We start from the raw sequence: 21,054 nt of genomic DNA on the forward strand, positions 1-21,054 counted from the left end.
AAAAGAAGATAGAAAAATTCAGGGCGCCCAATAAATTGAGCGCCCCGAAATGGAGGCTATTTAAGTAATGTCATTTTCTTGACCTGGATATTATTTTCCATCTCAAGCTTGTAGAAATAGATACCAGCAGGTACATTGATTCCCGCGGAATTTTTTCCATCCCATGTTACAAAATGACTGCCTGCATTTTTAACTTCGTCAACTAAAGTAATTACTTTTTCTCCGAGAAGATTGAATACGTTTAATTTAACGTAGCCGGATTTGTTCAAATTGAATCTGATAATTGTAGAGGGGTTGAACGGATTTGGATAATTTTGCAACAGTTCGAAATTATTCGGAACACTCTGTGAATTTTCTTCTACACTGACCAATCCAGGATAATAATTCAGATCACCCAGCGGAAGACCGTCTGTTCCTACCAAGCCAGCGTAAGATTTGAAGTTCTCTGGAAGTGGATATGGATTGAGCAGGCGATAGAACTGTGGATCTGAAACCTGGTCTGCATCCCAGTCCCATTCGTGTGTAGAACCGGCTCTTATATCTTTACATACTTGAACTAACTTTGCAGTAGCTTCAGGAAGTTTTGGGAAATCGTTGAACATCGGGTCCTGATTCCAGGTATTTTCTTCAACTAAACCTGGCCATTCGGTATCATTATCAAACATGGCCCTGGTACAGCTGTTCATCCATAACTGAGCTTTAACGCTATCATTACTAGCCCAATAATCCTGTAAGTCCTGTGTGAAATAATAAAGATTGTTCTTTACAATAATTTCTCTCTCGCTTTCTGGAATTGTGTACTCACCAGGTTCGCCCAGTTCATTTGCTGCAAGTGTATCAACATTAATAAGACCATATTCAAGATGGTCAGGGTCCTGTCCTTCTTCTTCCTTTTCGGTTAAAGAAAGTGCACTTACATTATAGAAAATATTATTGGTAAATTTTGCTTTGAGCCATTGGGTTTCATGGAAAGGCCATTTCAGCAGGTTCACAAAAGTACAGTGATCAACTTCAATATATTGAACAACATCTGGCGGGAATATAAAGAAGCTGTTCGATTGGAAATATGTACAATTTTTGGCAACAAAGGTGTCAACAACACCTGCCTGTTCAAAGAAAAATACAAATGTTGTCCATTGGTCACCAGGGTTTTGTTCATTACGAGCATGCAGATTATTTATGAACCAGCTTGTATGTGGCTGAGCAGTTGCAATGGCAGACCATCCATTATAATCGAGCCATACGCCGTCAAGCGTTACAGTCACAAAAGAATCCTGAACGGCCAGCGCCTGTCCAAATCCCCATCCTCTATTTTGACCGCCTACATCAATACCTGCAAGCCAAACATTTTTAATAGTAATGTCTGCCCAGGTATTGATCAAATTCATTGTAGCTGTTCCACCATCTGCTGTTACATTCGATAAGATTTTCGGTGGGGCTTTTTGTGGATCATTTTCTACTGGAGGATCAGCAACTATCTTAACTGGATTCTTTAAATCGACTGCCTTATCTACTATATAGAAATTTCCTCTTTCAAGTTTATAAACAGAATGCAGTTGCTCACCTGCAGCGTTAGTGTCGGCTACAATATAATCGATTAGTGAATTTACATATGGCTCGCCATTAGATTTGTTTGCTGGAACATAAACTGTATCTGTCTGCTGTGCAAGTGTTACTCCCCCATAGAGTGTTAACATCAAAATAAACAGTAAAAGTTTTTTTAGTTTCATTGTACCTCCTAATTGATTGGTTTGTTATAGTATTTAACTGGACAATTAATAATTTTGCTATTTATCAAAAGACCTCCTTAAGATTAATTGAGTGAATAAGTAATACCAAGATCAGCTGTCAGACCGTAATAACTTCTATAGCTGAACCATCCCGTACCGTAATTTGATGTCTGGTCCACTGCTTTGGTCAGATTATTGATATTAAAGTAAATCTGCAGACCATCAACTGGTAGCATTTGTCTTACCTTCACAGTCCAGAGTGTGAGGGGATCGGTTGTTTGTTGTAACTCTTTGTACCAGTTGTCAGCACGGAATACGTCGGATTTGAACTGAGCTGAACCACGCACTGAAAATCCTTTGTAATCGAATCCGACGGTAAAATTGAAAATATGCGTAGGTTGGTCAAGAAGACGTGCATTATAACTTCCGTCGCCAGTGCCAACTATTTTAGGTATTTTAATAGGTCCTACCTGTACATATTGATAAATAGGCACTGTCCTAGGATACTTGAGATCGGAGTTGGTATAAGTGTAATTGACGTTAATAACAAGTCCACGCCAGATGCCAGGCAGAAACCAGAAATTCGATTGCCATTCTGCTTCAATACCCCAAAGTTTTGCAGTGTTTGGATTGTTGATAAATCCGTTAATTTGTCCGCCTGGTTTTACACTTTCCGGCCATTCCGGTTGTAAATAAGAAGAATCGGCAATCCATGTTGTAGTGCCGTAAATAAAACCTTCGATTTGCTTGTTGAATACGCCAAAAGTTAACAGTCCCAACTTATCAGAGTAGAACGATAAGAAGAGATCTAAATTTTTTGCTTCAGCAGGCTTCAGATTTACATTGTTCCAGGTAATACTGTTGCCATAGGTAGTCCAGGTGGGTATTATTCTGACATAATCGGGACGAGATAGAGTTTGTGTGTAGCTGGCTCTGATATCAAACCAATAGTTAACCTGATACTTTAGATGAACCATCGGGAGCAGATACTCATTCTTCCGTGTTGAAGTGTATGGAAAGTAAACATAAGGATCGGTATCTCTTCCCGGACTGTTCGACCTGTTAGCAGTATATTCTGTTTTGTTATACTCATATCTGAAACCCGGAATAAATATCACTTTGTTGCCACCCAAAGTGATCGTAGGCATTATATATGCGCCAAAATAATTTTCGTAACCGTAATAGTCATTTGAAATTGAAGGTACATAGTCATAATAAACTGTTTTTCCTGTAGGAATACCACGCACACTTGTTAGATTTTCAATTTCGTGATAAACATCTACCATTGTATTTTTATTGGGAACACGACTTATGGTATAATCAACACCTGCCTTAAAATCACCGGCATTGTAATTCCTATCTATAAAAGGAGCATAAGGAAAATCTCCAGCAATATCATAGTTTGTTAATCCAAATCTATCTTTAAGATATAGCCTTACAATGTCGAGGTCATTCCAGGCAATTGGGATTTCGCTTTGCTCATAGTCGTACTTTTTATATTTATGTTTATATTCACCGCCGAACTTCAGTTTTAAATCTGCACTACCAATCTTAAATCCAAACTCGAAATTTAAATTTGCAGCCTCTTCTTCTTCGAGCATATCACTGCTGCTCTTAACAAGTCTATTAAGGTATGTCTTTGTGGTATCATTCAAAGCTTTAGTAACAATATCAAAAGGATAGATCTGATAATCGTCCCACGTCCAGTTTCTTACGAACGCATTTGCTTCTTGAGCATTCATCGAAATTTGTTCGGGTAATTTATTTGATGATCGGGAATAACTTACACCACCTGTTATTTTTACGTTACCAATAAATTGTTCAACGTCAAGAGCGTTAATCATTGTGTGTAAGTCACGTTCTGAATAATTACCATAATAATTATGATTTCTTCCAACAGCGTCAAAATTTTCCTGTCGCAAGAAGGTGTTGATATCGATTTTATTCAATGTGTTCGACAACTTAATTTTTGTGGTTGCTGACTCATAATCGAATACGAGTACTCCGCCCATACGTTTATTGACGCGATCGATATCTTCCAGATTTAAACTGTTAGCTAAAGTAATAGTATCGTGCTGCATTTGGTAGCCCGCGCCTGCGCTGTTATTGCTTCTATCTGTTCTTTCAAGATTAATCTGAGTAAACACACCGAGTTTATCGTCGAAGAATCGTTTACCTCCACCCAGTACATAATAATAATTGCCAATTTCGTCGCGTAAACCGTTATAACCTCCCTGAGCTGTAAAATTAAACGACGGTTTTTTGGGAGCTCCTTTCAAAATAAAATTAACTGTACCACCCAAGTGATCGGCTTCCTGGTCAGCCATTGCTGTTTTACTGACTTCAATTCCCGATAGTATGTAAGGTGATATCATACTCAGATCGACGCTTCTGTCTGCTTCACCTGTGGCAGCCATACTAACACCGTTCAATTGAATTTTATTGTACTGAGGCGACAACCCTCTAATTACAACTTTGCTACCTTCGCCTCCTTCACGTAACAAAGATATTCCGGGCAAGCGACCAACAGCCTCTGCTGCATTTGCTTCTGGAAGCTCTTCAATCTTGGCTGCTGATACTATATTCTTCACAGTTAATGCACTTTTCTGCTGGTTAATTGCCTGTACCTGTCCTTCAGCTTGTGCTGTTATTAATATTTCCTCTCCTTCAAGAACCATGTATTCGAGTTGTGCATTAAATTCGAGAGTCCTGTTGTCGGGGACTTCAATTTCGTACTGCTGGGATTTATAGCCCAGATAAGAAATTTGAAGCGTATATTTTCCAGATGGAACAGCGATAATCATATACTCGCCTTCAATATCGGTTGCCGCTCCAAGATTTGTATTTTTTAGAATTACATTTGCTCCAGGTATCGGTTCCCCCGTCCCCTTATCGGTCACCTTGCCCCTGATCTTTGAACTTCCATAAATAATACCGTGGATCAATAAGAACAGAAGTAACGGTATCATAAGATAGTTTTGTAACCTCTTCATAAGCCACCTATGTTTATTACTTATTTATATTATTTATCAATACAATAATGCTCGATATTTTATTTTCTCTCCGGAATATCGAACTACTCCATTTTTCTGAAAGGTGTAAACCTGTTTCCACTTCACGTTCGCCGTCATTTAAATTGACAATAATCTTTGATTCATCCGAAATTGAATAAACAATCGGTACCTGACAGAATGTGAATATTAACATGCCTGCATTTAGTATCATTGTTTGTTCTTTACCAGAGACATCGAAATAGTTGAATATCTGGGATTTATTCAGAAATTCATCATCGTTTAAAAGCTGAGGTATAAAAGAAATTTTTCCTTCATTGATAACAATTCCGAGTTCGCCCAATCTTGAAATTATATCTTCTTTTACCTGCCCAGTAAGTCCAGGCTGTTGAACGCCAGAATTTAACGGCGTATGTGAATATGGATCGGTAGTAAAGGCACCGTACTTATCTGGCGATTTATGTATTCCTAAACCTTCCTTTATTTCATAATAGTGTTCTTTTAGTTTATTTAATAGATTGAGATTTTTACCGGAATAAAGAACTCCATAAAAATTTTCTTCTACTGCCAGTAACAACTTTGAAACCATATGCCAGTAAATACTGCCGATGCCTTCATACTTATAAAATGTTCCAGATCTGCCTGTGAAATAGAGATGCTGAAATACTTTTTCGTATATTTTTATGACCAAATCTTTCTCCTTCTCAACCAGACTTTTGTAATCATCAACTAATTTTTCCATCTCTTTTTTGAGCAATGCTGAGTTGCGTAAATGTTTTTTGAAGTGATAATTACCTTTTTTATCTTGAACAATAATTCTGTAATCGCACTTGGAAAGCATTACTTTAAAAAGTTCCGACTTTTCAACTTCTTCTTTCGGTATCAAATTTTTTTCATGAAATGCGGGTAATACTTTTTCAGGATAGAGCATATAACTATTTTGATCTGCGCGGTATAATGCGCTGTTTCTAAGACTGTCGAGCAGGTCGCATACTTCACTACCGGACAAATAGCCTGAACTAAGAATTGCTACCTGTCCTTCGAGCATTACACTGAGACGACGTATCGAGATAGCATTATCTTTAATGTCGATCAAATTATACGAATGGTATAATCCGTCTTCCCTCGCATTGAATTTAATTGAATGATCAACTATCTGCAGCATTAATTTTAATAATTCCAGCAGTTCTATTTTGTTATAACTTATTTTTGTGTTGCTGAAACCGTTCTTGTAAATCTTATGACGATAATCGCTCCCTGCTTTCCCTAAAGCGTCAACAATTTTTTTCCTGTTTTCGTCATTTAATTTTTCATTGAATAAATTCTTTGTTTCTGAAAATATTTTTGCAATAGCATCAACAAATTCGAATAGCTCTTTTCTAAGTGTAAGATTTTCTTTGTCAAGAGTATCGATTAAATCGAGCATAAAAGTAATATAGCGTCGTATGTAATAAAGAGTGACCATCGAAGCTCCATAACCGGCAAGGGCATTATTAGCGTCGTTCCATTCGGGTCTTTGAGTATTCATCCAGATACCGGCTTCGGGCACAAAATTCGAAATTTTTGTCAATAGCGGAATTAATAGTTTTTCAGCCAGTGTGGCTCTAATAGGTAGTTCATTTTTATCAAGCAGATATTTAGCCGTCTCGCCCAGCATTAACACTTTTTTCTTGATTGTGCGATTCAAATCATGGTCGAAGTTGATTGAATTCCTGGGGTCTTTTAGAATTTCATCATAAGGTCTTATTCTATATGGTACGTTAGAGAAGACAAATAAATCTTCCTCGAGCAATTCTTTTAATCTGCCAGGTTTGAATTTAGCCAGGTTTTCGAGAAGTCGTAAAAGGTAAATAATTTGATGATCCCCCCAGTATCCGATATAAGACCATTCATCCTCAGGATCCAATTCTTCCCAATCAAAACTTTCTTTGGTAATTCTATATGGATTGTATCCATCTGCAGTAGAAGCATTCAGGAATTTGAATATCATCGACTCGATATATTCAGGAAAAGAATAAGACAAGGCTTCCCAATTCTGGAATATATCTCTCCAGTTACCTTGGTAATTATAAACTCTGCTTCCGTCATCATTTTTAATATTAATCGAGAATAAATTCCACGGTCTGCTCGGGTCGCCATGCCTTCTGCTGAACGACAAAGGCAAGTACTCGATTGCAATCCTAAGTAATTCTTTTTCACCCGTTTTATGGACAAATTGTATAAGCTCATCCCTCGTAAATTCATCAGGTAGATTTTCCAGCATTGATAGATATTTATTATATAAAAAGAAGCTTATTGAACGCAGGTATTTTACAAAATCGGTTTTGTCGATATAATAATTATTCTCGAAAACTCCGCCTCTCATAATGTTAAACATTACATTCGACAGGTGACGATAATTTGTCAATCGATCGCTCGACAGTTGGTAGCCATCAGCTTTTGCAATTAATAAATTTAGTTTAGAAGTATCAGCATCAATTTCTTTTTCAATTGACGATGCGATATCGACACCCGAATCGAGTAACGAAATTAGTTCAGTCAGTTTTACATGGTCATAATCAACATCGGCAACAATATACCAGCTCTTTAGTTCATTGGATCTTAAATTAATTTCAGAATGGAGGAAATAACATCCTCGTTGACCGTTAGAGTGTAGTTCTTTAGTAATATCCGAATCGCTTCTGAACTTATCGAATTGATTAGTTGAAAGGAGAATGTCTGGTTCATGCAAGCCACAAGACCAGGCGACAGTAGTTTCGAGGGATTCATTCGGTTCGGCTCTATCTGTAGGCACAGAACTTAGTGTAAAAATGCCGAGGTTAACATCTTCGATCAGCTCATTCTTTTTATATGCATCGAGCAGAACGCTATATTCAAGCTGGAATCTTCGATTCGTTCCCGAAGGCATAATATTCATTATCCCGTCGAGCAATCTGACGGCTACATCGTAATCGTCTAAATTTACTAAAGACGATTTTTTTATGAATCCATATTTATCGCACGATGTCCATTGATATTTGAAAGCTAATTTCAGGTCGTGATTTACTTCTTCAAAAATTATTTTATTACCCGAAATACTTTTATATATATTTCTTTCAATGTTATAAATGCCTTCATATTTACTAGAGAAAGGTTCCCACAAAAAATTATTCGAATCTTTTCGTACGATAAATATTGTTTTGCTACCAGTAATGTCGCGACTGTCGTGAATTTTGTCTTCCGTATAATAAGGAAATAATGCATGGTCGGGATCGATACGGCCAGCAGTAAGGCTACCGTAACTCGAAATGAACATCCAGAGGTCCGAACTGCTTACAATACTCATCAGGAAAGAATTCATTAAATCAAAATTGCGTATACAATTAAATTCTTCGTTATCGATTTTCAATATCTCGTTTTTAACGTTTTTAGTTTCGTAACGAAGAGGATAAAAACCAATTTGTATACTATTTTTATTCATATCAACAATTATTTTATTAATACAAGCTTACGACTTTTTGTGTGCCCCCCGGCATTTAATGAATAAGTATAAATTCCAGAACTCAGATTCGTTGCATCAAAAGAATATTTATAGCTACCTGCATTGTGATATTTATCCACCAATACACCGGTAGTTTGTCCATACATGTTGTAAAGAGTAATTTTAACATTAGAAGCTTTGGGCAGCCTGTATTCTATTACAGTTTGTGAGTTAAATGGATTTGGGTAATTTTGTCCCAGATAAAAATCCGCCGGTTTTCCCGAATTATTTTCGTCATTAATATCCGTACTAACTTTTTGATAAACTCTTACATAATCGATAACAAATTCTTGTGGGAATTTAGTAGAACCGTCGGGATTACCTGGCCAGTTACCGCCCACAGCCAGATTGATGATTAGATAAAATCGCTGGTCGAAAGGTGCTGGAAAACTATGCCCAGATGTATACCAATGCGTTTGCGTTTGATACAATTGTCCGTCAACATACCAATCGATTCTTCCTTCTTCCCAGATTAGAGTGAAAGTATGGAAGTCTTCATTAAAACCACCTGATTTGAGGGTGTAAGATTTACCCGTATGTACATTATTTGGCCACGTACCACCGTAGTGAAGAGTGCCATAAACTGTAGTAGTGTCGTGACCGAGATATTCCATAATATCTATTTCACCACTTGCAGCCCATCCGCCATAAACATTATCAGTTGGCATCATCCAGATTGCGGGCCAGAGTCCTTTACCTTTTGGCATCTTCGCGCGGATTTCAAACTTTCCATATTTCCAGTCTCCCTTGTGGAGAGTCCTTATGCGTGAAGATGTATAAGAAAAACCTTGATAATTTTCTTTCTTTGCTGTAATGGTAAGAAAACCGTCACTTACAGTTGCATTTTCTTTTCTGTAGTATTCAAGTTCATTATTACCCCAACCTGCTGGCGGCCCGTTGCCAATCTGAAAATCCCATTTATCTGGGTTTAGTTCAGTGCCGTCAAATTCGTCTGACCAGACCAATTGATATTCCTGGGAATATGTCAATTCTACCTGTAATGTCAGAGCTAAGAAAATAATACATAAAATTTTGGTTTTCATTTTATAGCCTCCTGTTGTACTTCACCTTTTCTCAATTTTAGGTCAAGTTCAATTTTCTTCATTGTATTATCGTCAAGTTCATAAAAGAACGCGGCAATAGTGGCAACAAAAGTTCCAACTGCGGGAATAAAACTCATCATCATTTTAATTCCATTTAAAGTTTCAGGGGTTTGGTCTGTATTTGGAACAAAGCCGAAAAGAGCCAGCAGCCATCCTGCCAATCCTCCTCCGAAGGCAATACCAAATTTCTGGGCAAACGTAGCTGCAGAAAATACTAGTCCGGTAGCTCGTCTTTCATTTTTCCATTCAGAATAGTCAGCCGTGTCGGCATACATTGCCCACAACAATGGAGCCTGCGGTGCCATTATGAATGAGATTAAAACATGGAGAGCGAAAATCAAAAAAATCTGGTCGGCTGGCAGGAAATAAAAAAGGACTGTCAATATTGTAGTCAATGACATTACGAAAATGTAGAATCTTTTTTTACCGAATTTTTTCGCAAAGAATTGAGTGGATGCCACGCCTGCAATAACGCCAATTGTACCGAGTACCATAAAGAGCGACGCAAGAGCTTCGCTACCGACGTAATACTTAAAATAGTAAATAATTGTGCCGCTTCGAATAATTATATAGCCGAGCGTAAAAACTCCCATTACAAGTAAATACATCCAGGGGCGGTTCCGAATTAAATCTTTAATATCATCTTTCAAAGAAGATTTTTGTTCTGACGAGACAACGACTCTTTCACGAGTAGTTTTAAATGTAATATAGAATAAAATGCAAGCAAGGATTCCGTAGACACCCATCGTAAATGGGAAGCCTAATACCTGATTGCCTCCGCCAAAAAAATTAACAAGTGGTAAAGTTAAACCTTGAACTATAAACGCACCAACAAATGCAAGCACGAAACGATAAGTCGAAACGCTCGTTCTTTCAAGAGAATTTGGAGATATAACTCCCATCAAAGCCGAATAGGGAATATTTACTGCAGTGTATGCCATCATTACAAGAGTAAAAGTTATGTAGGCATAAATAATTTTACCTGTTACATCGAAAGGTGGAGTTATGAAGGCCAGCACTCCAAATATTGCCAGAGGAGCGGACATCCAGATCAAATATGGTCTAAATTTTCCCCACTTTGAATTGGTTCTGTCTGCTATAACCCCCATAATCGGGTCGTTAACTGCATCCCAGATACGGGAGACCATCAACATCGTGCCGGCAGCTGCTGCTGGTATTCCGAATATGTCCGTATAAAAGAACAACAAAAAATTGACAAACATCTGGAAATAAAGATTCGAAGCAGTATCTCCCAGACCGTATCCGATCTTCTCTTTCAGGGATAATTTCTCGCCATTATGCTCCATTTTTTACTCCAATATTTTCTAATAATGCTGGCTCGATGGTTGCAAAAAAAATAATTTATTAAAGTATACACTCGGCTTATAGTAACAATCTATAGTACAATAGTAACACGGGCTAATTGTATCTAATTTCGTTATTTTCAAACGTTTTCATGGATCCTGTTAAATGAAAAAGTTCGGCTCCATTCTTCTTTCTGGCTAGGATTTAATTCAATTTTTTTGAATAATTCTGGACTCACTACATGGCGTTTTCCCCATAAATTAATTTTATATGCAGTAAAATCCCCTTTCTCGGATATTTCGCACCCTAACATCCTGTTTGAAATTGTCCATATTGCACTACAATTACTTTTTATGGTATCCAGAAAAAATTCTGTCTTTGGTTCATCATTCCAGCTAATTAAATTTTCGTGAAAAATTAACTTGTTTTCTTTATCGTTAACTTTTTTAATATCATCTTTTATGATTTGAAAAGGAAAGATCAGTCGATAATTTTTCGATAGATTATTCGAATTAATGGAAATAAAATTGTGAACATACTCATTGGTCTGGATTACTTTTTCGCCCGTATTTTCAAATTTATATTTTATATTGAACCGATTGCCGGTTAGAACAATTTCTTTTAGGACTTCAAAACCGTAACCATTGAAATCGCATTTATAATGGTAGATAATTTTCTCTTTGTCGATCCAATAATCATAATTGAAAGGGCGAAACGAGTACTCATAAAAGAAATCGTAAAGATCATACGACACCTTTTTCAGATAACCAACTCCTGGTTTGACAAACTCCTCACCTACATCAACTTCATCGTAACCTAAAGGTGAGTCGATACCAAATTCATTAAAAAACCCACAACCTTTTTTAGTATCATAAATTTCTGTTTCCGATGTACCGATATGCAAATCTTCATAAATGACCTTCCTAATTTTCCCTGTGTAGTCAAACCGTGAACCTGAATAGCCTTCATGGGGCAGGTCAATTATAAGACTCAAGCTATCGCTATTTAATTCTACGGGCATATCATTTAATAATGATCGTTTGTAATGAATTTCCTGGGATAGAGTAATTGATAAATTTTCCTTCAATTTCGATTGAGTATTTATATTCTTTTTCTGTCGGATTGAAAATTTCCACTGCAATCGATTTATCTCCGTTGATGGCCGCCGTCGACATGATGTCGGAATTATTGATATCAAGTTTTATTCTGTGGGCGCCTGGTCTTATATACTTACTGAAATGTGACATTATGTAATAGAGCGGAGTGTAATAGACTTCGTTTTTTTCTGGTTTAACGATGACCGGTGCAATACACCAGTTCTTTGCATGATTTGGCCCGCCCTTGTCGTCAAGCACAATATTCCAATCGATCCACCCTGTCAACCAACTGTTAAGTCCTCCTATAATATCACGTGCGTATCTAAAAACAGGAATATATTTTGGATGGAGGTGCCTGGTTTCAGGAGATGCCCAATCATACCCCCAATCGGTTGCCTCTTTGCTCCAGTACCAGAGGTCGTCTTTCCATACAGGAACTTCAGCATCGATGCAGCCTTCTGTATGCATTAAATGTTTGTTTGGAAATTTTGCATGAACTTCGTTTAAAGCTTCAGGATACCACGAAATCGTACTGCTGTACCAGTGAACAGCAGTTCCCCATACATATTTTGCTGCTTCCTGGTCTTTAAGAATTTTTTCTGCCCACTGAACCACTTCATCTCTGTTCTGATCATAAATCAATATATTCGCATCAATACCTTCTTTTCTGAAAAGAGGGCCTAAATGATTTTTAATAAAATCTGCCATTTGTTCTGGGGTATAAATCATACTTTCCCATTGCTCACCGTTACCCAGTGGCTCGTTCTCAACGGTTACACCCCATATATCAATACCAAGGCTGTCATAAGCTCTTATATATTTAACAAAGAATTTAGCCCAGACGGGATAGAATTCGGGTTTTAATGCTCCACCGTTCCAGTCGTTATTATCTTTCATCCATGGTGGGGCTGTCCATGGAGAAGCCAATAATTTAAAACCATCCGCTGAAATTTGTTTTGCATCTTTTATTAATGGTACCAGGTCATCAATATCTTCCTTGATACTAAAATGTTCGAGTGCCGTATCACCAGGAACTTCATCGTAAGAGTAATTCCTCAATGAAAAATCACAACTATTGATGTGAGTTCGCATTAATGAATAATCAGCTCCCGATTCTGAAAAATATGCATTAAGTACCTCAGTTCGCTTTTCACGACTAATCTGATTTAGAACGTAAGCTGAGGCTTCGGTAAATGCCCCGCCAAATCCAATTATTTGTTGATAAAGTGAATCTGGGTAGAGTTTAATTACAATGTCGGTGTTATTCGATTGTGAGCTTAAATTGAAAGTTCCTTTGTTGGTCAACTTATCGCCCGACTTTGAAGTCTGGACAACAATTGCTTCCTTATAATAATATTCCTTATGGGCACAGGCTGTTGCAATAACTATCAATAAAATAAAGAATAATTTTTCCCCCTTCATAATTCCTCCAGTAAAAAAATGGCTAAAAGACAAAATACCTGAAATTAACATTACAGTCTTGTACGTTAGTAACAAAATTTAGGACTATAGTAACATTCTGATAAGGAAAGAAATAGGTCAGTTATTTTTATTAGACATGTATTCAGAAGGCGATTTGCCGTATTGTTTTTTGAAACAGCGGGCAAAATACGTCAGGTCGTTGAAACCTACGGCATAGGCAATTTCCGTAATGGTCATTTTCTTCTGCTCGAGCAGCTGTGTTGCTTTTTTCAACCTTATGTTTCGAATGAATTCGTGTACTGTCTGGTCAGTCAAACCGCGAAGTTTTCTGTATAACTGCATTCTGCTCATGCCAATTTCTTTACTCAGCATGTCAGCGTTGAATTTTTCGTCGGAGATATGATCTTCAATTATTTTCACAAGGTTATCGAGGAACTGAGCATCGATGTCGGTTAAAGGAATTTTCGAATCTCCGAAAATAAATTCCTTACTAAATTTTTCCTGCATTTTCTTTCTTGACTCAAGAAGGTTCGTTATGTATGCTTCGAGAACGCTAATATTAAACGGTTTCGGTAAATAAGCATCGGCACCCTGATTAATACTCTTAATGTGATAATCTTGTGTATTATAACTGGTTAGTATAATAACCGGGATGTGACTTGTTTTGTCGTCGTTTTTGAGTTTATTGCATAATGTGATACCGTCTAATTTTTTCATTTTGATATCAGTTATTATAATATCGGGTATAATCTGCATTGCTTTTTTAAATCCCGTCTCCCCGTCCTCAGCCTCGTGAATGCGGTAGGCATACTGGAATGAATTTTTTATATACTCCCTTATTTCATAATCGTCTTCAATGATTAATAAAACAGGAACGTTGTGTAATTTATATTTACTGAGTGATGCCTCACCGTTCTTATTGTTAATTTGCTCGCCTAAAAATTGATTACTCGACGACATTTTGAATTTTGCAACAAGCTGATTTTCCTCCAGAAAATGTTCATCAACAGGAATTTGTACTGTAAATTTAGCTCCCTCGCCTTCCTTACTATCAACCAGTATACAACCTTTATAAAGGTTAACCAGTTCATGGACAAGTGCGAGTCCAATTCCCATACCATCGTAGCGCTTGCCTTTATAATCTTCAATATGATAATAGCGTTCGAAAATATGTTTAATTTTATGTTCAGGAATACCTATACCATTATCCTCAACAATAATTTCGAGGTAATTTTTCGCTTTCTCTTCAGAGCTGTTCCCTTTGTAAGCGTTAGAATCAATTATATTTGCAGAAACTGAAATAGTACCGCCGTCGGGTGTAAATTTAAAAGCATTTGAAAGCAAGTTATAAAGAATCTTGTCGATTTTATCGGCGTCAAACCAAGCCGTATAATTTTCAACTCCAGCTGAAAAGCGAAAATCGATATTATGGTCAATAGCAAAATCATGGAAAGAAAATGTACTCTCCCGTATGAAATTAATAATATCCCCTCTCGACAGGTATAATTTTAGGTCTCCAGTATCGAGTTTATTCAAATCTTTCAATTGATTGGCCATTCTATGAAGTCGTTTGGCATTGCGATAGATGACCATCAAGTTGTTCTTTATTTTATCCCCGACTTCTTCGGAAGAAATCAGTTTTTCAAGAGGACTGAGAACGAGGGTAAGCGGCGACTGAAGTTCGTGTGATACGTTTGTGAAAAATTGATTTTTTAGGTGGTCGAGTTCGTACATTTTTTCGAGTTCAAGATGCTCTTTTTTTAATGCATTTCTGAGGCGTTTTCTGCTGATGTAATAGTTTGATATAAAATATGCAATACTGCTTAACATCAAAAATTCAATAAGGTAAGCCCACCAGGTTTTGTAGAATGGCGGTTCAATCACAATATTTAATACCGCTCCCTCTTCGTTCCAGACTCCATCATTATTCGATGCTTTAACTTTGAATCTGTACTTGCCAGCATCGAGGTTTGTATACGTAGCTGTTCTTAGGTTACCCACATAATTCCAATCTTTATCGAAGCCTTCTAACATATAAGCATACTGATTTTTTTCTGGACTGTTGTAATTTAATGCGACAAATCCAAAAGAGATAACCGAATGCTTATAAGAAAGGATTAATTGTTTTGTGTCGACAATATTTTCTTTCAATGGGGAATCTTCTTTATTGACTGCTACCGGTTTATTAAAAATTTTCAGGTCGGTAATATAAACAGGTGGTATCGATTTATTGTCAATTAGTTTGTCGGGTTCAAACAGATTAAATCCATTATTCCCGCCAAATAAAATTTCTCCTTTAGAAGTCATATACCCGCAACGTGCAGTAAATTCACCGCTCTGTAGGCCATCTGATACGTCATAGTTTTTAACCGAACCGTCGGATGGATTAAAACGAGTAATCCCTTTAGTAGTACTAATCCATAAAATATTATTCTTATCTTCTACAATTGCCATAACTTCGTCGCCAGCTAAACCGTCTTTAGTAGTATAATGAATGAATCCATCTGTTTTTGGTTCATATTTATTGAGTCCGCTTGTAGTGCCAATCCAGAGTGAAGAATCATGAGCTTCTAAAATAAAAGTGACAAATCCCTTAGTAATACTTTTGGGATTCTCGTTATTATGCCTGAATAACTTGAATGTTTCGGTCTTGGGATTGAAGAGTTCGAGGCCTATATCCGTTCCGATCCAGAGATTGTTTGAATGGTCTTTAATTATGGCTCTCAAGTCGTTGTCACTTATGCCCGAATTTCTCGTATTGTAAATTTTTACACTTCCAGATTCAATATCCAGACGGGTAAGTCCACCCCAGAAAGTACAAAGCCACAATCGATGATGGTCGTCTTCAACCATCTGAAAAATATTATCACTTGCTAATCCGTGACTCTCTTTGGTATAATGAGTAAATTGTTCAGTTTTAGGATTATACTTGAAAAGGCCATTACCCCATGTGCCTATCCAGAGATTACCTCTACTGTCCTCATAAAAAGAAAGTACTACATCAATACTGCCATCATTTTTTCTTAGTTTTTTGTGCAAAAAACGATTGGTTTTTCTGTCGAAAATATCGATCCCACTTCCACCTGTAGCAATCCAGATATTTCCTTTATCGTCTTCCCAGAAGTTATTTACAATATTATGTCCCAGAGAATAATTATCGCCCGGTAAATTTTTATAATGATGAAAATATGCTTTCCCTTTTACCACAAGATTAATTCCCCCAGCATAGGTTCCAAGCCATACATTACCGTCTCTATCTTCAAAAATTGTATAGATCGAATTATTATTTAAACTAAATGGATCGATCGGGTTTGCTTTGTAAGTTAAGAAATAATCGTTGAACGGGTCATATATTGATAAACCTTCGTCTTCTGTTCCAATCCAAATAAATCCGTTTTGGTCAATCATAAGAGAAAAGATAACATTTCCGCTTATACTGTTTTTATTGGCAGGGTTATGGTGATATCTTTTTACTGTAAACGAATCATCCTCATCGAAAGAAAGTCTTAGTAGTCCATCGCCCTGTGTTCCAATCCAGATAGTTCCGTCCTTCGATTGGGAAATTGCAGTGATGGGCATATTTGTAAGTTTTTTACCGTTTAATTTGAGCGGCTTAAATACTGAGTCGCCTTTATGTTTTATATCGATTGCCCCGCTCCAATGACCTATCCAGAGCCTCCCTTTTTTATCTTCGAAAATTTCTCTTACAAAATTACTGCTAATTCTAAAGGGACTATTTTTTCCATAATAATAATGTTTGAACCTGTTGGTTTTCTCGTCGTATAAATTAAGTCCACCATTACGTGTACCGATCCAGAGCCGCTTTTGTCTATCTTCATAAATTGTTTCAATTTGATTGTCGCTGATCGAAAAAGGATTTTTTCTATTTTGACGATAACGTACAAATTCATCACGTGAACTTACATATTTATTCAAGCCATCGCTTGTACCCACCCATAGGTTACCTTTGTAATCCAGTGCAATCGAAGAGATGTAATTATGACTCAAACTCGAAGAATCATTTTGAACATAATGATATATATGAAAATCGTAGCCGTCAAAACGGTTTAAACCGTTAAATGTTCCAGCCCAGATAAATCCTTTTTTATCCTGAATAATACAGGTGACACTTGCTCGCGATAATCCTTCATTTGGTGTGAAATGCTCGAAACGTAGACTTTTATATTGAGCACTAACTGAAATGTGAAATGTCAACAATAATATAAAAACAATTTTAAGTCGGAAGCCCGACATAAATTTCACCATAAAATTTTTATCAAAATGGAATCCCCCATTCTTATTTCCGTACACTAAAATAATAAATTCCAACTGATTGGGAAATGAAATCGGAATACTACTTTAAACGTGTATTACAATATATTTTTCACTAATATTTTTCAGAAAAAACTAAAAATATAATGAGGGCAAATCTATTTTAAGATTAACCTGTTATTTTGAGATGTTTAAGTAAAGTGTATCAGTAAAAATTTTGTCAATTCTAAAACATCTCATCTGCTTTATTTGTTTACTAATATTACCTTTTCCCTATAAAATCGTTTAGGTTAAGACCATTATAAAGATTAGAGTATTGCAATATTATATTAATTAAAGCAGCATACTGTAGTATATTTTGATAAGAAACATTAAAATCAAACGTATTAATAATTTTAGGCAGAGATAACCATTAAAAAGTTGGCTATTTATTTGTAACAAAAGATAGTATTTCTAAAAGCAAGGATAGAAAAATCATGGGCTCAAATAGAATTCCTGTAAGACCATTTATGGAATTAAACAATCAGGATATTGAGAATATTAAGGAGAAGATAGTTCTGGCATTGACAAGGGATTGATAAAATGATAGATTTGATTAACGGTGTAAGGTGCTTCCGTGAGCATAACTTTGCATCGTCTGTAAGCAGGCACGGACCTGGATAATGCTTACAGTATTGAGCCCCGATTTATCGGGGCTTTTTTGTTTTTAGATTAAAATACCTATATGAACCCTGTCAATATCTTTTAGATTATATGAGAAGGCATACCAGGATAATGTTGAATCTTTCTCCATTCTTTAAAACAAAAATCTCGTATTTGGATAATCCAATATAAGTTTTTCTGTATTCAAGAAAATCCTTATCAGATTTTTAAATACTTTGATAAACTTCAAAAGACTCTTGCAAAGTTTTAATATTAGTGGAGCGAACTATTCTCTCCATCTTGTTTTTCACAGAAGTGTTTTAACCTATTATATGCAAAAAGAATTTTATCGCCCTCTTAGGTATCAAAAAGCGAAAAAATCATTTGGTTCAAGGTTAAAAAAACTTTTTAACTTGTTTTTCAAAAGCATCCAACCCGATTTTTTTATTGGAAGTAGTAGTTCCGGCATATCTTCAAAAAAACGTCTGGCAAATCTTTTATAGAAGGTCGGTTATAATCAATTAATGAAAGCTGATTTTTATATAGAGAAAATCCCGAAATTATAAGAGCAGCTTTTCCAGTGTTGTAATCCCAGCAATTGCGTTGTTTAAGTTTATTAACAAATTCATCGCTGCCTTTAAATATTTTGAGAATCATTTATTTGAGATTTCCTTTATCGTGAGTGGAAACGAAACAGCGGTAATTATTATTGTTCGTTGGATATGGACATTTAGTTTTAACAGGTTTAATCCACGCACGCCTGACTGCCGTCAGGCAGGCACACGGCGTGCGACGGTAACGGTTATAACAAATTAGGAGATAGAATTATGTTTCAATCCATGCACGCCTGACTGCCGTCAGGCAGGCACACGGCGTGCGACTATATTATAATGTTCTTTCAGATATTTTACGTGTGTTTCAATCCACGCACGCACACGGCGTGCGACAAATTCGCACGGATTAACTTCGGATGATGTAGGGTTTCAATCCACGCACGCACACGGCGTGCGACCCTGATCCAAACACAGCAGGATTGCAACTAGCTGTTTCAATCCACGCACGCACACGGCGTGCGACCAAAATCGAAGATTTGATTAAGCAGCACGATGCAGTTTCAATCCACGCACGCACACGGCGTGCGACATTTTCTTTGTATTAGGAGTATACATTCTCAGTTGTTTCAATCCACGCACGCACACGGCGTGCGACATAATAGCAATAAGGCGGTACTTGATATAGACACGTTTCAATCCACGCACGCACACGGCGTGCGACGCTCTTAAAAGGTTAAAAAATAAACGATATAATGTTTCAATCCACGCACGCACACGGCGTGCGACTAATTTAAAAACATATTTAGAAAATGGTTATAAAGTTTCAATCCACGCACGCACACGGCGTGCGACGTAAAAAATATCGATTTAATTATATATTATAGTGTTTCAATCCACGCACGCACACGGCGTGCGACGCTCAAGTGTACCTGTGTTTGTAAAAGTATATTTAGTTTCAATCCACGCACGCACACGGCGTGCGACTTATATTCTGTCATTCTTTCCTTTCTTAATTTAGTTTCAATCCACGCACGCACACGGCGTGCGACTCGTCTGAGTAGATCTCTTCTGCGTACTCTGTTGTTTCAATCCACGCACGCACACGGCGTGCGACGCCATTTCTGCTCGATACTCGTCCCTCTCGGGATTGTTTCAATCCACGCACGCACACGGCGTGCGACTAATTAGAGCAGACTGGGCAAATAGTATGCTAGAGTTTCAATCCACGCACGCACACGGCGTGCGACTCTATAATTTTCCCTTCTTTGCTATTATCTATCTGTTTCAATCCACGCACGCACACGGCGTGCGACTATAGCTTTTTTATTTCTTCAGGCGATTTATCTTGTTTCAATCCACGCACGCACACGGCGTGCGACTTTTTACCTCCATTAATAGTTATTATTATCATAGTTTCAATCCACGCACGCACACGGCGTGCGACGTTTCCTATTTTTGGGCAGGGATTAACTATATCGTTTCAATCCACGCACGCACACGGCGTGCGACCTCGTCTTTCATTGCTAAAATCGAGCCTACATCGTTTCAATCCACGCACGCACACGGCGTGCGACTATTCCAAAAGCAGTAGAACAGCGAATAAATATAGTTTCAATCCACGCACGCACACGGCGTGCGACTAATACTTTGATAGTATTAAACCGCACTGGGACGGTTTCAATCCACGCACGCACACGGCGTGCGACAATTGCAACTTGCGCGATCGTATAATGAGTGATGGTTTCAATCCACGCACGCACACGGCGTGCGACTTTCACCGGGGGCTATTGTTTTGCCCCCGTATCCGATGGTTTCAATCCACGCACGCACACGGCGTGCGACTCCGTAAGTACTACCCTCGTTTACATTGTCGAGTGTTTCAATCCACGCACGCACACGGCGTGCGACAGCATCACTGAACAAAACGCACAGAGATTAGCTAGTTTCAATCCACGCACGCACACGGCGTGCGACTACATTAATTTAATAAAGCAAAATCCCGCTTTCGTTTCAATCCACGCACGCACACGGCGTGCGACTGTTTTGCTCTTAGAGTTAACGGCAACAGCATGGGTTTCAATCCACGCACGCACACGGCGTGCGACTAAAATACAATTGAGCTTTTACAAAGAAAGAATTGTTTCAATCCACGCACGCACACGGCGTGCGACTTTAACATTGCTGTGGCATAATTACCAGTACTTGTTTCAATCCACGCACGCACACGGCGTGCGACTTTGGAAATTGCGGCGCTTAGTCTATTTGTCCTTGGTTTCAATCCACGCACGCACACGGCGTGCGACTTTGGAAATTGCGGCGCTTAGTCTATTTGTCCTTGGTTTCAATCCACGCACGCACACGGCGTGCGACGTAGGGCACAAATTTCATAGTTGCTTTA

Annotated in this window: 8 protein-coding genes and 1 CRISPR repeat array; all 8 genes read right to left on the bottom strand. The window is 37.6% G+C overall.

Annotation, left to right across the window (positions count from 1 at the left end; translation table 11 throughout):
- Positions 1-56 precede the first annotated feature (56 nt).
- Positions 57-1,730 carry a T9SS type A sorting domain-containing protein gene (locus tag ACUN8G_RS14020; RefSeq protein ID WP_437347767.1) on the bottom strand — a complete coding sequence of 558 codons (1,674 nt, stop codon included), beginning with the start codon at positions 1,728-1,730 and terminating at the stop codon, positions 57-59.
- Between the two features lie 83 nt (positions 1,731-1,813).
- On the bottom strand, positions 1,814-4,723 hold the full coding sequence (locus ACUN8G_RS14025) for a TonB-dependent receptor (RefSeq protein WP_437347766.1): 2,910 nt from the start codon (positions 4,721-4,723) through the stop codon (positions 1,814-1,816).
- A 16-nt stretch (positions 4,724-4,739) separates the two neighbouring features.
- Positions 4,740-8,201 carry a 1,3-beta-D-glucan phosphorylase, GH149 family gene (locus tag ACUN8G_RS14030; RefSeq protein WP_437347765.1) on the bottom strand — a complete coding sequence of 1,154 codons (3,462 nt, stop codon included), beginning with the start codon at positions 8,199-8,201 and terminating at the stop codon, positions 4,740-4,742.
- 8 nt (positions 8,202-8,209) lie between these two features.
- On the bottom strand, positions 8,210-9,304 hold the full coding sequence (locus ACUN8G_RS14035) for a glycoside hydrolase family 16 protein (RefSeq protein WP_437347764.1): 1,095 nt from the start codon (positions 9,302-9,304) through the stop codon (positions 8,210-8,212).
- Entirely contained in the window at positions 9,301-10,671 is a 1,371-nt protein-coding gene (locus tag ACUN8G_RS14040) for an MFS transporter (RefSeq protein ID WP_437347763.1), read from the bottom strand. Before ACUN8G_RS14040 ends, ACUN8G_RS14035 begins: the two co-directional genes overlap by 4 nt.
- A 137-nt stretch (positions 10,672-10,808) precedes the next feature.
- Positions 10,809-11,690 carry a hypothetical protein gene (locus ACUN8G_RS14045; RefSeq protein ID WP_437347762.1) on the bottom strand — a complete coding sequence of 294 codons (882 nt, stop codon included), beginning with the start codon at positions 11,688-11,690 and terminating at the stop codon, positions 10,809-10,811.
- 1 nt (position 11,691) lies between these two features.
- The gene (locus tag ACUN8G_RS14050) at positions 11,692-13,188 is read right to left on the bottom strand and encodes a glycoside hydrolase family 30 protein (RefSeq protein ID WP_437347761.1); all 1,497 of its coding nucleotides are present in this window, start codon (positions 13,186-13,188) and stop codon (positions 11,692-11,694) included.
- Between the two features lie 117 nt (positions 13,189-13,305).
- On the bottom strand, positions 13,306-17,442 hold the full coding sequence (locus ACUN8G_RS14055) for a two-component regulator propeller domain-containing protein (RefSeq protein ID WP_437347760.1): 4,137 nt from the start codon (positions 17,440-17,442) through the stop codon (positions 13,306-13,308).
- Positions 17,443-19,017: 1,575 nt separating this feature from the next.
- Positions 19,018-21,026: a CRISPR direct-repeat array (repeat unit 32 nt; unit sequence GTTTCAATCCACGCACGCACACGGCGTGCGAC).
- The last annotated feature ends 28 nt before the right edge of the window (positions 21,027-21,054 follow it).

The sequence above is a fragment of the Melioribacter sulfuriphilus genome (assembly GCF_052656625.1).

Coding starts and splice junctions, on each gene's coding strand:
- ACUN8G_RS14020 (WP_437347767.1), bottom strand. CDS start 1,730: ATGAAACTAAAAAAACTTTTACTGTTTATTTTGATGTTAACACTCTAT.
- ACUN8G_RS14025 (WP_437347766.1), bottom strand. CDS start 4,723: ATGAAGAGGTTACAAAACTATCTTATGATACCGTTACTTCTGTTCTTA.
- ACUN8G_RS14030 (WP_437347765.1), bottom strand. CDS start 8,201: ATGAATAAAAATAGTATACAAATTGGTTTTTATCCTCTTCGTTACGAA.
- ACUN8G_RS14035 (WP_437347764.1), bottom strand. CDS start 9,304: ATGAAAACCAAAATTTTATGTATTATTTTCTTAGCTCTGACATTACAG.
- ACUN8G_RS14040 (WP_437347763.1), bottom strand. CDS start 10,671: ATGGAGCATAATGGCGAGAAATTATCCCTGAAAGAGAAGATCGGATAC.
- ACUN8G_RS14045 (WP_437347762.1), bottom strand. CDS start 11,690: ATGCCCGTAGAATTAAATAGCGATAGCTTGAGTCTTATAATTGACCTG.
- ACUN8G_RS14050 (WP_437347761.1), bottom strand. CDS start 13,188: ATGAAGGGGGAAAAATTATTCTTTATTTTATTGATAGTTATTGCAACA.
- ACUN8G_RS14055 (WP_437347760.1), bottom strand. CDS start 17,442: ATGTCGGGCTTCCGACTTAAAATTGTTTTTATATTATTGTTGACATTT.